Source organism: Rhizobium sp. CG5 (assembly GCF_023701945.1).
Taxonomy (GTDB): domain Bacteria; phylum Pseudomonadota; class Alphaproteobacteria; order Rhizobiales; family Rhizobiaceae; genus Allorhizobium.
The window spans coordinates 251770-265339 of sequence record NZ_JABAEF010000007.1; the positions used below are offsets into that span (position 1 = coordinate 251770).

Consider the following 13570-nt stretch of genomic DNA (forward strand, 5'->3'; position numbering starts at 1 on the left):
ATGATGCGCTTGTTGGATTTGTCGGGTTCTCGACATTGTCGCGTCGTGTCCTCTGCAGAATTATCGGCCTGCGTCCGGAACAAAAAAGGGGCCGGTCGCGCCTGGCGCACCGGCCCAGTCGGGAACGCGCCCCGATCGGGAGCGCGGGGGAAGGCTCTATTGCTCGGCGAAGGGCTTGAGTGCCGCATCGAACGACACGAAGGCACCGCGCTTTTCCGCCGGCTTGTCGGGATCGTGGTCCTTCAGCACCTTGAAGACCCGCTGCGACAGGGGCGAGGCCGTCTCGAAATCGGCATAGGCGCGTTCCAGCGTCGAGCGGGCCCGCGCCGCGATGACCCTGTCGGGCAGGCCTTCGAAATCCTCTTCCGAAAGATACTGACCCATACGCTTGAGGATATGCAGGCGCGCGACATTGAGGATCTGCGGATCGTAGAGCACGCCGAGCTGGTGGAAGAACTCTTCCGCCGAGGACAGGCCCCGCAGCCGTTCGAGAATGTTATCGACGTCGATGGGACGCGAATTGGACGAGCACTCACTCATGATGGTCTCCCTTTGCTGAGATGGTTCGGCCGTGGCCGTGGATGGCTGGTCTGCGTTGTCGTGCCTTGGACCGCGCGGACCCTGAAGATGGGCGAGCCGCACTTCGAGGAACTCGATCCTGTCGATCAGGGCCGAGATCGCCTCGCCGACAGGGTCCGGGATCAGGTGGTGGTCGAGATCGATGCGGCCATGGCCGATGCGTCGCCGGTCGCTTGCCGGCCGGACCACCCGTCCGGGGATGCCGATGACCGTCATGCTGGCCGGCACATCCTCCACGACCACGGAATTGGCGCCGACGCGACAGCCGTCGCCGACGGTGATCGGTCCGAGGATCTTGGCCCCGGCACCCACCATGACGCCATTCTTCAGGGTCGGATGGCGCTTTCCGGCCGACCAGGATGTGCCGCCGAGCGTTACGCCGTGATAGAGCGTGACGTCATCGCCGATTTCGGCGGTCTCGCCGATCACCACGCCCGCGCCGTGGTCGATGAAGAAACGCTCGCCAATGGTCGCGCCCGGATGGATATCGACATTGGTGACGAGACGCGAGAGCCAGGCGACGAAGCGGGCCGGAAAGCGCAGCCCCCGCCGCCAGAGCCGATGGGCGAGCCGGTGCCAGATGATCGCATGGACCCCAGGATAGGTCAGCAGAACCTCAAACCGGTTGCGGGCGGCCGGATCGCGGGCCATGACGCAGGCAATATCGTCCAGGATGATGCGACGAAGGGATTTCCGTCTGGGCCGGACATCCCGTTTTCCTGTTTTGGCTGATGTCGTGAGCATGACGAACGACATGGCTATCCTTTCAAGGTCTCGTTGAGCCGGGACGCCAGCCGGTCGTACAGGCGGATGAGGTCGGTCGGCGCAATCGGAGCCTTGGTCTCGGTGGCCAGCCGCCGCACCGGCGCGACCAGCGCCTCGACCAGATCGCGGCGCGGCGCCATGCGACCCGACTGGTCGAGCACATGGGCAATGGCGGCAGCGCCCGAATGTTTGCCGATCAGGATACGGTGGTCGCGGCCGAACACCGAGGGATCGAGGCCCTGGTAGGTCTGGCGGTCGGCGAGCAGACCGGCAACATGGATGCCGGATTCATGGGTGAAGACATTGGCGCCGGTCACCGGCTTGGCGGGCGCGATGCCCTGGCCGGAGGCCTGCGCCACCAGGGCAGCCAGACCGGGCAGGGCGGTCATGTCGATCTCGGTGTTGGCGCTGCCATGCAGCAGGCTCAGTCCGGCCACCACCTCCTCCAGTGCGGCATTGCCGGCCCGCTCGCCGAGCCCGCCGACGGTGACCGACAGATGGCGGATGCCGGATCGATAGGCCGCCAAGGTATTGGCGGTCGCAAGCCCGAGGTCGTTATGGGCGTGGAATTCCAGATCGATCGGCGCCCGGGCGGCAAGGGGTTTTAGCAATTCCAGAGTCGAGAAGGGATCGAGGATGCCGACCGTATCGGCCAGGCGAACGCGTCTGGCGCCGGCGCCGGCGGCCACGGCAATGACGTCGGAAAGATGGGCGGGATCGGCCCGCGAGGCATCCTCGCAGCCGACCGCGACGAAGAGACCATGGCCGACAGCCCTGCGGACCATGGTGTCGATGGTCGACAGCGCCTGCGCCCGGCCGATCCCGAGCTTGGCGGACAGCTGCAGGTCTGAGGCCGGCAGGGACAGGTTGACCGCCTCGACCCCGCTTCGAAGGGCAGCGTTCAGATCGACATCCGTCATGCGGCACCAGGCCATCACTCGCAATGGCAGGTTGAGCGACACGATGTCTCGGAGCGCGGCGATCTCATCCTCGCCCATGGCCGGCGTCCCGGCTTCGATTTCGGCCACGCCGGCCGCCGCCAGCGCTTCGGCAAGGCCCAGCTTTTCCGATCGGGAAAAGGCGACGCCAGGCGCCTGCTCGCCATCGCGCAGCGTCGTGTCGTTGAGGAAAACCGTGTCAGTCATCTGATCCTGTCCTTGCCGCTTCTACCGCCGTCAGGCGAAAGCGGGATTGATACGTTTCGGTGTCGCGCCCGCCGCTCGTCCGACGGGCGGGAGATCCCGCAGCCGGGCGACGATGCCGGGCAAGGTCGCGATGACCCGGTCGATGTCCCGCTCGGTGCTGTCGCGCGATAGCGAAAAGCGCAGAGCGCCGTGTGAGGCGCTGGCGGAAAACCCCATGGCAAGCAGCACATGGCTCGGCTGCATCGACCCGGAGGCGCAGGCAGAGCCGGTCGAGCAGGCGATGCCCTGGCGATCGAGCAGCGCGACGATCCCCTCGGCATCGACATCGGCAAAGGTCATATGGGCCGTGTTGGGCATGCGCCGATCAAGATCACCGGTGACCCTCGCATCGGGAATGCGCTGCAAGAGCGCGCCTTCCAGCCGGTCGCGCAAGAACCGGACCCGGCCGCCCATTTCGCCGAGATGACCAAGAGCCAATTCGGCGGCCTTGCCGAGCCCGACAATAGCCGGCGTGTTTTCCGTCCCGGCCCGGCGGCCGCGTTCCTGCTGCCCACCGCGCAGCAGCGGACAGAAGGGCGTGCCGCGCCTGACATAGAGAACGCCAATGCCTTTCGGTCCATGCAGCTTGTGGCCGGACAATGACAGCATGTCGATGGCTGTGGACCTGAGGTCGATAGGAACTTTGCCGACCGCCTGGACCGCATCCGTGTGGAACAGGACGCCGGCCTGCCGGGCGTATTCGGCCAGCTCGGCCACCGGAAACAGCGTGCCCGTCTCGTTATTGGCCCACATCACGGAGGCGATTGCCACCCGGTTGGACAGTGCGGCGCGATAGGCGCCTATATCGAGCCTGCCCAGCCCATCGACCGGGATGCGGTGGACCCGGATGCCGCGCTGCTGTTCCAGATGGGCGCATAGCGCCAGGATCGCCGGATGCTCGACGGCTGTGGTGATGATCTCGTTGCGGCCCGGCATGGTCTCCAGCGCCGAGAGGATCGCCGTGCTGTTGCTCTCCGTGCCGCCGGAGGTGAAGATCACCTCATGGTCGTGCTCGGCGCCGATCAGCGCCTGGACCTGCCGGCGGGCGGCCTTCAACGCGCCGCTGACGCCGGATCCGAAGGCGTGCCGCGACGAGGGATTGCCGAACTGGTCGCCAAAGAACGGCAGCATGGCATCGACCACGGCTGGCGCCACACGGGTCGTGGCATTGTTGTCGAGATAGACGGCATCCATATCCGGCACCTCCGCTGAAGCCGTCAGTTGATCGGGATGAGGCGCAGCGTCGGCATGCCGGTTGCCTCGATCAGCTTCTGGCGCACACCGCTCAGGGTCAGCGAGGCCAGCTGACAGCCGACGCAGGCACCCGACAGCTTGACGCGCACCGCATCGCCGACGATCTCGACCAGTTCGCAATCGCCGCCGTCTCGCCGCAGATTGGGTCGGATCGCTTCGAGGGCTGCCTCGATCAGCGGACGACGGCGTTCCATCAGAACGGCCCTGAGCGCTGCCGCCTTGCCGTCCGGATCGGCGGCGGCATCCTCCTGCCGGCCGCCGACATCGCCCGGATCGGCCGTCGCACTGTTTCGCAGCGAAAGGGCCGCCGGCTTTACTGGGCGATCACGCAATCCGTCATAAAGCGTGATGCGTGCCGCATGGCTGTTGTTCTGCATGATCCCGCTCCCCGGTTCAGCCGAACGACTTGCCGCAGGCGCATTTGTCCGCAGCGTTTGGATTGTTGAAGACGAAGCCGGAGGATTCGAGCCCGGTGACAAAATCGACGGTCATGCCGGCGACATGAGGCTGCGAACTGGCATCGACATAGACCTTGACGCCATCGGTTTCGATCACCGCGTCGCCATCGCGGGACGTCGATTCCAGGCCCATCAGGTATTTGAAGCCGGCACAGCCGCCGGCCTGAACCATGATGCGCAAGCCTTCGGCGGGCTCGCTCGCCCGCAGCAAGGCGGATTTGACGGCGGAAACGGCATTGTCGGTCAGAATAATCATGGCACTGTCTCCTTGGTGAGATGCGGACAGAGACAGCCATGCACAGGGCGTGCCAACAATAAAAGCGCTTCAATATCAATGATATAGGTCTATTTCATCAATGTCGGCAATCCGACAAAGTCGGCAAGTCCACACGACATGGAGACGTCGCTGCGACAATCCGTGCGCCGGCCTTGCGCCGGGCAGTCGACCCTGTGCCCCCGTCTTAGGGAGATCCAGGCGTGGCGTTCCGATCACCGGACGGTCCGTCCGACAGGACCGATCCCGAGCAGACGTTCCTGTCGCTTTTGTCGGGTCTGCGACACGGCGTGTCGGGGCGCTCTGGCTGCATCCGGAATTCTCAAGTCTATGAAATATATGCAGAAATAAAAATTCCTCCGATGCTTTTCGAAACTGGCACGGCTTTTGAAACGAGAGAGACGGCGGCGGTCAAGCCTGCCGATCCGGTATCCAACTCGCGGCCTTGCCGCGGTTGCCTAAGCGAAGGAAGGAAAAGTCATGGCAGCTCTGCGTCAGATTGCATTTTATGGGAAAGGCGGCATCGGCAAGTCCACCACCTCCCAGAACACATTGGCCGCTCTCGTCGATCTGGGTCAGAAGATTCTGATCGTCGGCTGCGACCCCAAGGCGGACTCCACCCGCCTCATTCTCAACTCCAAGGCCCAGGACACCGTCCTGTCGCTCGCGGCCCAGGAAGGCTCCGTCGAGGATCTCGAGCTCGAAGACGTGCTGAAGATCGGCTACAAGGGTATCAAGTGCGTCGAATCCGGTGGTCCGGAGCCAGGCGTCGGCTGTGCCGGCCGCGGCGTCATCACCTCGATCAACTTCCTGGAAGAAAACGGCGCCTATGACGACGTGGACTATGTGTCCTACGACGTTCTCGGCGACGTGGTCTGTGGCGGCTTCGCCATGCCGATCCGCGAAAACAAGGCCCAGGAAATCTACATCGTCATGTCCGGCGAGATGATGGCGCTCTATGCCGCCAACAACATTGCCAAGGGCATTCTGAAATACGCCAATTCCGGCGGCGTGCGCCTGGGCGGCCTGATCTGCAACGAACGCCAGACCGACCGCGAGCTTGATCTCGCCGAGGCTCTGTCGGCGCGGCTCAATTCCAAGCTGATCCACTTCGTGCCGCGCGACAACATCGTGCAGCATGCCGAGCTGCGCAAGCAGACGGTCATCGAATATGCGCCGAATTCCCAGCAGGCCGACGAGTACCGGCAGCTGGCCCAGAAGATCCATAACAATTCGGGCAAGGGCACCATCCCGACCCCGATCACCATGGAAGAGCTGGAAGACATGCTGCTCGCCTTCGGCATCATGAAAACCGACGAGCAGATGCTGGCCGAACTGGCCGCCAAGGAAGCCGCCAAGCAGGCCGTTGCCGCGGTGTAATCGGCACAGACGAAACCGGGCGCCGGCCTTGACCCGGCGCTCCTTTCAAACCCGGCGGATCTGCCGCCATCCATCTTCGAAGAAGGGGTCGATTGCCATGAGCCTCGATTATGAAAACGACAGCCAGCTCCACGAGAAACTGATCGAGGACGTGCTGTCGCACTATCCCGACAAGACGGCCAAGCGCCGCAAGAAACATCTGAACGTCGCCAAGACAGGCGAAGAGGTCGATGCCGAAGACGGCAAGCCGCTGTCCGAGTGCGACGTCAAGTCGAACATCAAGTCCATTCCGGGCGTCATGACCATCCGCGGCTGCGCCTATGCCGGCTCCAAGGGTGTGGTCTGGGGTCCGGTCAAGGACATGGTCCACATCTCCCACGGACCGGTTGGCTGCGGCCAGTATTCCTGGTCGCAACGCCGCAACTACTATATCGGCACGACCGGCATCGACACCTTCGTCACGATGCAGTTCACCTCCGACTTCCAGGAGAAGGATATTGTCTTCGGCGGCGACAAGAAGCTCGAAAAGGTCATCGACGAGATCGAGGCGCTGTTCCCGCTCAACAATGGCGTGACGATCCAGTCCGAATGTCCAATCGGCCTGATCGGCGACGACATCGAAGCGGTGGCGCGCAAGAAGAAGAAAGAGATCAACAAGACCATCGTGCCGGTGCGCTGCGAAGGCTTCCGCGGCGTGTCGCAGTCGCTCGGCCACCACATCGCCAACGATGCGATCCGCGACTGGGTATTCTCCGGCGAAGACAAGCATGCCGAGTTCGAGACCGGCCCCTACGACGTCAACATCATCGGCGATTACAATATCGGCGGCGATGCCTGGGCGTCCCGCATCCTGCTTGAGGAAATGGGCCTGCGGGTGGTCGGCAACTGGTCGGGCGATGCGACGCTTGCCGAAATCGAGCGGGCACCGAAGGCCAGGCTCAACCTCATCCATTGCTACCGGTCGATGAACTATATCTGCCGCCACATGGAAGAGAAATACGGCATTGCCTGGACGGAATACAACTTCTTCGGTCCCTCCCAGATCGAATCCAGCCTGCGCAAGATCGCCAAGTATTTCGGGCCGGAGATCGAGGCCAATGCCGAAGCCGTCATCGCCAAGTACCGGCCGCTGGTCGATGCCGTGATCGACCGTTTCCGCCCGCGCCTGCAAGGCAAGACGGTGATGCTCTATGTCGGCGGCCTGCGCCCCCGCCACGTCATCACGGCCTATGAGGATCTCGGCATGGAGATCGTCGGCACCGGCTACGAGTTCGGTCACAACGACGATTACCAGCGCACCAGCCACTACGTCAAAAGTGGCACGCTGATCTATGACGACGTCACCGGCTACGAGCTGGAAAAGTTCATCGAGGGCATCCGTCCCGATCTGGTCGGTTCCGGCATCAAGGAAAAGTACCCGGTCCAGAAGATGGGCATTCCGTTCCGCCAGATGCATTCGTGGGACTATTCCGGCCCCTATCACGGCTATGACGGCTTCGCGATCTTCGCCCGCGACATGGATCTGGCCATCAATAACCCGGTCTGGGGCCTCTACGACGCACCGTGGAAGAACAAGGCTCCGGCTCCGATGGCGATCGCCGCCGAATGAAGAACCATTCCCGCTTCGTCCGCGAAACGGGAATGCCGACATCCGGTCCGGCGAGACCGGCGGAATGAACCAGCGCCGGTGGGCAGTGCCCGTCCGGTTCCTTTCAATGTCTCATATGTCCCAGTGCCGCCGTATGGCGCGGCCTGCAAGGATGGAGGTGACCAGTCATGCCACAGTCGGCTGAAAAAATACTCGACCACGCCCCGCTCTTCCGCGAGCCCGAATATGTCGAGATGTTGAAGAACAAGAAGGAAAACTTCGAATGCCCGCATCCGGGCGAATGGGTCGATGATCAGCGCGAGCTGACCAAGACCTGGGAATATCGCGAGAAGAACCTTGCCCGCGAGGCCCTTGTCGTCAATCCCGCCAAGGCCTGTCAGCCGCTCGGCGCGGTGTTTGCCGCCGCCGGGTTTGAGAAGACCATGTCCTTCGTGCATGGATCGCAGGGCTGCGTCGCCTATTATAGGTCGCACCTGTCGCGTCATTTCAAGGAGCCGTCGTCCGCCGTCTCCTCGTCGATGACGGAAGATGCCGCCGTATTCGGCGGCCTCAAGAACATGATCGACGGGCTTGCCAACACCTACACGCTCTATGAGCCGAAGATGATTGCCGTCTCGACCACCTGCATGGCCGAAGTCATCGGCGACGACCTGCGCAGCTTCATCGAGAATGCCAAGAACGAAGGCTCCGTGCCGGCCGATTACGACGTGCCGTTTGCCCACACCCCGGCCTTCGTCGGCAGCCATGTCGATGGCTATGACAACATGGTGCGCGGCGTGTTCGAGCATTTCTGGAAGGGGCAGCCGCGCACCGAGATCAAGGGCCGCTTCAACCTGATCCCCGGCTTCGACGGCTTCTGCGTCGGCAACAACCGCGAGATCAAGCGGATCCTGGCCATGATGGGCGTCGACTATACCTTCATCCAGGACGCCTCCGACCAGTACGACACGCCCTCGGATGGCGAGTACCGCATGTATGACGGCGGCACGAAGATCGATGACGTCAAGGCGGCGCTGAATGCCGAGTGGACCCTGTCGCTGCAGCATTACAACACCCGCAAGACCGAGGATTACTGCAAGGAGGTTGGCCAGAAGGTCGCGTCGCTGCATTATCCGATGGGGGTTCGCGGCACCGACGACCTGCTGATGAAGGTCTCGGAGATGACCGGCAAGGAGATCCCCGAAGAACTGCGCATGGAGCGCGGCCGCCTGGTCGATGCCATGGCCGACAGCCAGGCCTATCTGCATGGCAAGAAATACGCGATCTACGGCGATCCGGATTTCGTCTACGGCATGGCGCGCTTCATCCTGGAAACCGGCGGCGAGCCGACCCATTGCCTGGCCACCAATGGCACCAAGGCTTGGGAAGAGGAAATGAAGGACCTGTTCGCCTCCTCGCCGTTCGGCAAGGATTGCCAGGTCTGGCCCGGCAAGGACCTCTGGGCCATGCGCTCGCTGCTCTTCACCGAGCCGGTCGATCTGCTGATCGGCAGTTCCTACGGCAAGTACCTGGAGCGCGACACCGGCACGCCGCTCTTACGCCTCACTTTCCCGATCTTCGACCGCCATCACCATCACCGCTTCCCGGTCATGGGCTACCAGGGCGGTCTCCGGGTCCTGACGACGATCCTCGACAAGTTCTTCGACGTCTACGACCAGCAGACGATCGTCCCGTCGAAGACGGACTATTCCTTCGACCTGACGCGCTAAGTCGTGCAGCATCCTGCAACACCGAAACCGGCTCCTCTTGGGGCCGGTTTTGCTTTGGGCGCTGATTTTCGCAGTCAGGCATGGTATATGTCGGTCGGACCATGGAGACAGTCATGAACATTTCCGTCAGCGAAGCCGCCCAAAAGCTTGCCGAACTCGTCCGCCGTGCCGAAGCGGGAGAGGAGATTGTCCTGACCGACGCTGGAAAAGCGGTTGCAAGGTTGAAGGCGGAGGTCGATCCGTCCGATGCTGCTGTCGTTTATACAGAGGAAGACCGGAAGGCCGAAAAACCGGTAAAATCCCCGGAAGAAAAGCTTGCGGCGATCAGGAAAATCCAGGCTGATGTGAAAGCCATGAACCTGCCGAAGGGCGTCTCCGCCGCCAGAAGTCAGGATTACCTTTATGACGAATCCGGGCTGCCCAAGTGATCGTTGCGGACACTTCGGCGCTTCTCGCGGTCATTTTTCAAGAACCGGAAAGCCGTTCTTGCGAGCAGATTTTATCGTCTGAACAACAGATTCTGATGTCTGCTGGAACCTTGGCTGAGGCACGCATCGTTGCCCTTGGCAGGGCTGTGTCGCAAAAGCTGGAAGAATTGCTGGTCGAAATCCGACCTGAGATAGTTCCTGTCGATAGTCATTCGTCGGCGATGATCGGCAAAGCCTACCGCCAATGGGGCAAGGGCTTCCATCCTGCCGGTCTCAATTTCGGCGATTGCTTCGCCTACGCTCTGGCCAAGGAGCGCGATCTGCCGCTGCTATTCGTCGGCAACGATTTTGCGCGGACCGATATCCGCCCGGCAATTGGCCTTGCCTGACCACTTTGTCGGGAAGCTGACAAGCCGACAACGGTTTTGTCGCAACCGGATTCCGGGCAGTTCCGGAACGTTATGAATTTCCTATGAAAAATTGCCTTTCTTGATGCTGGCATGCCGTTTGCAGAACCCTGTTTGTCGCCTCCTTTCCGGAGGTGGTTCGAACAAGGAACTCGCCAATGTCGCTGAAAGCAAAGATCGACGACGTGTTCAACGAGCCCGGTTGCGACAAGAACCAGGGCAAGGATGCCAAGGCGCGCAAGAAGGGCTGTTCCAAGCCGCTGACGCCGGGGGCGGCGGCCGGCGGCTGCGCCTTTGATGGCGCCAAAATCGTGCTGCAGCCGATCACCGATGTCGCCCATCTGATCCACGCGCCGCTCGCCTGCGAGGGAAATTCCTGGGACAACCGCGGGGCGGCGTCCTCTGGGCCGGATCTGTGGCGCACCTCGTTCACAACAGACCTGACGGAACTCGACATCGTGCTCGGGCAGGGCGAGAAGAAGCTGTTCAAGGCGATCCGCGAGATTTCGCAGACATACGCACCGCCTGCGATCTTCGTTTATTCGACCTGCGTGACGGCGCTGATCGGCGACGATATCGAAGCGGTCTGCCGGCGGGCGGCGGAAAAGTTCGGGCTTCCCGTGGTGCCGGTCAACGCGCCGGGCTTTGTCGGCTCGAAGAACCTCGGCAACAAGCTGGCCGGCGAGGCGCTGCTCGACCATGTGATCGGCACCGAGGAGCCGGACGACGTCACCGATATGGACGTCAATATTCTCGGCGAGTTCAACCTCTCCGGTGAGTTCTGGATGGTGAAGCCGCTGCTCGAAAAGCTCGGCATGCGCATCCGTGCGTGCATTCCCGGCGATGCCCGCTACCACGATGTCGCGACCGCCCACCGCGCCCGGGCTACGATGATGGTCTGTTCCACCGCGCTCATCAATCTTGCCCGCAAGATGGAGGAGCGCTGGGGCATCCCCTATTTCGAAGGCTCGTTCTACGGCATTTCCGACACATCCGATGCCCTGCGCCAGCTGGCGCGGCTGCTGGTCAATCAAGGAGCGTCCCCTGAGCTCCTTGACCGGACGGAATCCCTCATCGAGGAAGAGGAGGCCGCCGCCTGGGCCACCCTCGAGGGATTCCGTCCCCGCCTTGAAGGAAAGCGCGTGCTGCTCAACACCGGCGGGGTGAAGTCCTGGTCGGTGGTGCATGCGCTGCAGGAAATCGGCATCGAGATCGTCGGCACATCGGTCAAGAAGTCGACGCCTGAGGACAAGGAGCGCATCAAGCAGATCCTCAAAGACGAGAACCATATGTTCGACTCGATGGCGCCGCGCGACCTCTATGCCATGCTGGCCGAGCACAAGGCCGACATCATGCTGTCGGGCGGGCGTACCCAGTTCATCGCGCTGAAAGCCAAGATGCCCTGGCTCGATATCAACCAGGAACGCCATCATCCCTATGCCGGCTATGACGGCATGGTGGAACTGGTGCGCCAGATCGACATCGCCATCCACAATCCGGTCTGGCAGACGGTGCGCGAACCCTGTCCCTGGGACAGAGAGGGTAATCCGGCCGAAATCGCCGCGGTTGTGTCTCCGCCAGGCGACGAGGCGGCGCTGCCGGCGCCAGCCCATGCCTTTCGAAAATTTCTGTCCACCACCGCCGACGACATGGGAGAATGCTGATGGCCCGCGTATTGCACCAGACCAAATCCGCGGCGGTCAATCCGCTCAAATCCTCGCAGCCGCTGGGCGCTGCCTTCGCCTATCTCGGCGTCGATGGCGCCATGCCGCTGTTCCACGGCAGCCAGGGCTGCACCTCCTTCGCGCTTGTGCTGTTCGTGCGCCATTTCAAGGAAACCATCCCGCTGCAGACCACCGCCATGGACGAGGTGGCGACCATTCTCGGCGGGGCCGACCACCTGGAAGAGGCGATCCTCAACCTGAAGAGCCGCACCAAGCCCTCGCTGATCGGCATCTGCACCACGGCGCTGGTGGAAACCCGCGGCGAGGATTTCGCCGGCGATGTCGCCGCAATCAAGGCGCGCCGCGCCGAGGAATTGGCCGGCACCGAAGTTGTGCTGTCGACCACGCCGGATTTCGACGGCGCCATCGAAGAGGGCTGGGCCAAGGCCGTCACCTCGATGATCGATGGCGTGACGATCGCGGGCGACCGGGTGCGCGATCCGAAAAAGGTGGCGATCCTGCCCGGCTGGCACCTGACGGTCGCCGATATCGAGCATATCCGCGAAACGGTGGAAAGTTTCGGCCTGACGCCGGTCATCCTGCCGGATGTCTCCGGTTCGCTCGACGGTACCGTGCCGGAGCGCTGGGTGCCGACCACCTATGGCGGCACTAGCGTCGAGGATATCCGCGACCTCGGCACCTGCTTCCAGGCGATCGCCATCGGCGAACACATGCGGGCGCCGGCCGAAGCGTTGCAGGCGAGAACCGGCGTGCCCTATTCGCTGTTCCAGCAACTGTCGGGCCTGAAGAGTATCGACCGTTTCATCACCATGCTGGCGCTCATCTCCGGCAAGCCGGTGCCGGCGCCGATCCGCCGCCGCCGGGCGCAATTGCAGGATGCCCTGCTCGATGGCCATTTCCATTTCGGCGGCAAGAAGATCGCCATCGGTGCCGAGCCCGATCATCTCTACCAGCTCTCGACGTTCTTTCTCGGCCTTGGTGCCGAGATCTCCGCCGCGGTGACCACCACCAGCGGCTCACGCATCCTGTCTAAAGTGCCGACCGACACCGTGCAGGTCGGAGACCTCTCCGATCTCGAGTTCCTCGCCGAAGGCGCCGATCTGCTGGTCACCCATTCGCACGGCCGCCAGGCCGCCGAGCGCCTCGGCATTCCGCTGATGCGGGTCGGCTTCCCGATCTTCGACCGGCTCGGCAGCCAGCACAAGCTGAGCGTTCTCTACGAGGGCGCCCGCACCATGATCTTCGAGGCGGCGAATATCTTCCAGGCCAATATCCAGCCGCCGACCCCGCAAGGCCTCAACCCGTTCCGCAACAGGGAGACCGACAATGACAGCTGTCCGACGTCTATCACTCGTCACTGACGAGATGCCGGCACCTGCACCTGAGCGCCCGAAGGGCGTGCTTCGCATCGCGATTGCCACGCAGGACATGAAGGGGCTGAACGCCCATTTCGGTTCTGCCAAGCTGTTTGCCGTCTACGACGTCACCCCCGCCGGCTGGCAGTTCGTGGAAGCCGTCGGTTTCGGTGACGTGTCAGACGAAAGCGGCAATCACAAATCCGAGGGCGACGACCGCATCACGCCCAAGGTGGAGGCGCTGAAAGGCTGCCACCTGCTGTTCTGCCTGGCGATCGGCGGCCCGTCGGCCGCCAAGGTCGTCTCCGCCAAGATCCATCCGATCAAAGTGCCGCAGCCGTCCTCGATCGACGAGGTGCTGGCACGGACCCAGACCATGCTGAAGACCGCGCCGCCGCCCTGGCTGCGCAAGGTTCTGGCCGAAGCCGGCCTTGGCGAGACGAAACCCTCCTTCGATGACGACGACAATTGAAAAGGAACCGA

The 13570-nt window shown here is 62.7% G+C and carries 13 protein-coding genes and 1 pseudogene; 8 read left to right on the top strand and 6 right to left on the bottom strand.

The genetic code is table 11. The features are described 5' to 3' along the window. Window positions 1-156 precede the first annotated feature (156 nt). The 6 genes and pseudogenes from nifW to HGO38_RS14125 all read right to left on the bottom strand — a co-directional run bounded on the left by nifW (window position 157) and on the right by HGO38_RS14125 (window position 4496). Entirely contained in the window at window positions 157-540 is a 384-nt protein-coding gene (gene nifW, locus HGO38_RS14100; protein WP_250956585.1) for a nitrogenase stabilizing/protective protein NifW, read from the bottom strand. Window positions 541-552: 12 nt separating this feature from the next. After that, window positions 553-1323: pseudogene (gene cysE / locus HGO38_RS14105) on the bottom strand (serine O-acetyltransferase); the annotation flags it as partial. Window positions 1324-1337: 14 nt separating this feature from the next. Beyond that, complete coding sequence (gene nifV, locus HGO38_RS14110) at window positions 1338-2489, bottom strand: homocitrate synthase (RefSeq protein WP_250956534.1); 1152 nt, start codon at window positions 2487-2489, stop codon at window positions 1338-1340. Window positions 2490-2519: 30 nt separating this feature from the next. Further along, window positions 2520-3722 carry a cysteine desulfurase NifS gene (nifS, locus tag HGO38_RS14115; protein ID WP_250956535.1) on the bottom strand — a complete coding sequence of 401 codons (1203 nt, stop codon included), beginning with the start codon at window positions 3720-3722 and terminating at the stop codon, window positions 2520-2522. A gap of 23 nt (window positions 3723-3745) precedes the next feature. After that, window positions 3746-4159, bottom strand: coding sequence for a NifU family protein (locus HGO38_RS14120; protein WP_250956536.1), 414 nt, complete (start codon window positions 4157-4159; stop codon window positions 3746-3748). A 16-nt stretch (window positions 4160-4175) separates the two neighbouring features. Beyond that, complete coding sequence (locus tag HGO38_RS14125; RefSeq protein ID WP_250956537.1) at window positions 4176-4496, bottom strand: HesB/IscA family protein; 321 nt, start codon at window positions 4494-4496, stop codon at window positions 4176-4178. Window positions 4497-4994: 498 nt separating this feature from the next. Here HGO38_RS14125 and nifH point away from each other — a divergent pair, with 498 nt between their 5' ends. The 8 genes from nifH to nifX all read left to right on the top strand — a co-directional run bounded on the left by nifH (window position 4995) and on the right by nifX (window position 13559). Continuing rightward, entirely contained in the window at window positions 4995-5894 is a 900-nt protein-coding gene (nifH, locus tag HGO38_RS14130; RefSeq protein WP_028738197.1) for a nitrogenase iron protein, read from the top strand. A 97-nt stretch (window positions 5895-5991) separates the two neighbouring features. Further along, window positions 5992-7503, top strand: coding sequence for a nitrogenase molybdenum-iron protein alpha chain (gene nifD / locus HGO38_RS14135; RefSeq protein ID WP_250956538.1), 1512 nt, complete (start codon window positions 5992-5994; stop codon window positions 7501-7503). Window positions 7504-7670: 167 nt separating this feature from the next. Then, the gene (nifK, locus tag HGO38_RS14140) at window positions 7671-9212 is read left to right on the top strand and encodes a nitrogenase molybdenum-iron protein subunit beta (RefSeq protein ID WP_250956539.1); all 1542 of its coding nucleotides are present in this window, start codon (window positions 7671-7673) and stop codon (window positions 9210-9212) included. A 113-nt stretch (window positions 9213-9325) separates the two neighbouring features. After that, the gene (locus HGO38_RS14145) at window positions 9326-9640 is read left to right on the top strand and encodes a type II toxin-antitoxin system Phd/YefM family antitoxin (RefSeq protein WP_250956540.1); all 315 of its coding nucleotides are present in this window, start codon (window positions 9326-9328) and stop codon (window positions 9638-9640) included. Then, window positions 9637-10029, top strand: a complete 393-nt coding sequence (locus HGO38_RS14150) for a type II toxin-antitoxin system VapC family toxin (protein WP_250956541.1) — start codon at window positions 9637-9639, stop codon at window positions 10027-10029. The genes HGO38_RS14145 and HGO38_RS14150 overlap by 4 nt, the downstream gene beginning before the upstream one ends. Before the next feature lie 176 nt (window positions 10030-10205). Further along, a complete protein-coding gene (gene nifE / locus HGO38_RS14155) occupies window positions 10206-11711 on the top strand; it encodes a nitrogenase iron-molybdenum cofactor biosynthesis protein NifE (protein WP_250956542.1) in 1506 nt (501 codons plus the stop codon). Then, the gene (gene nifN / locus HGO38_RS14160) at window positions 11711-13093 is read left to right on the top strand and encodes a nitrogenase iron-molybdenum cofactor biosynthesis protein NifN (protein WP_250956543.1); all 1383 of its coding nucleotides are present in this window, start codon (window positions 11711-11713) and stop codon (window positions 13091-13093) included. Before nifE ends, nifN begins: the two co-directional genes overlap by 1 nt. Continuing rightward, window positions 13059-13559, top strand: coding sequence for a nitrogen fixation protein NifX (gene nifX, locus HGO38_RS14165; RefSeq protein ID WP_250956544.1), 501 nt, complete (start codon window positions 13059-13061; stop codon window positions 13557-13559). The genes nifN and nifX overlap by 35 nt, the downstream gene beginning before the upstream one ends. Window positions 13560-13570 lie beyond the last annotated feature (11 nt).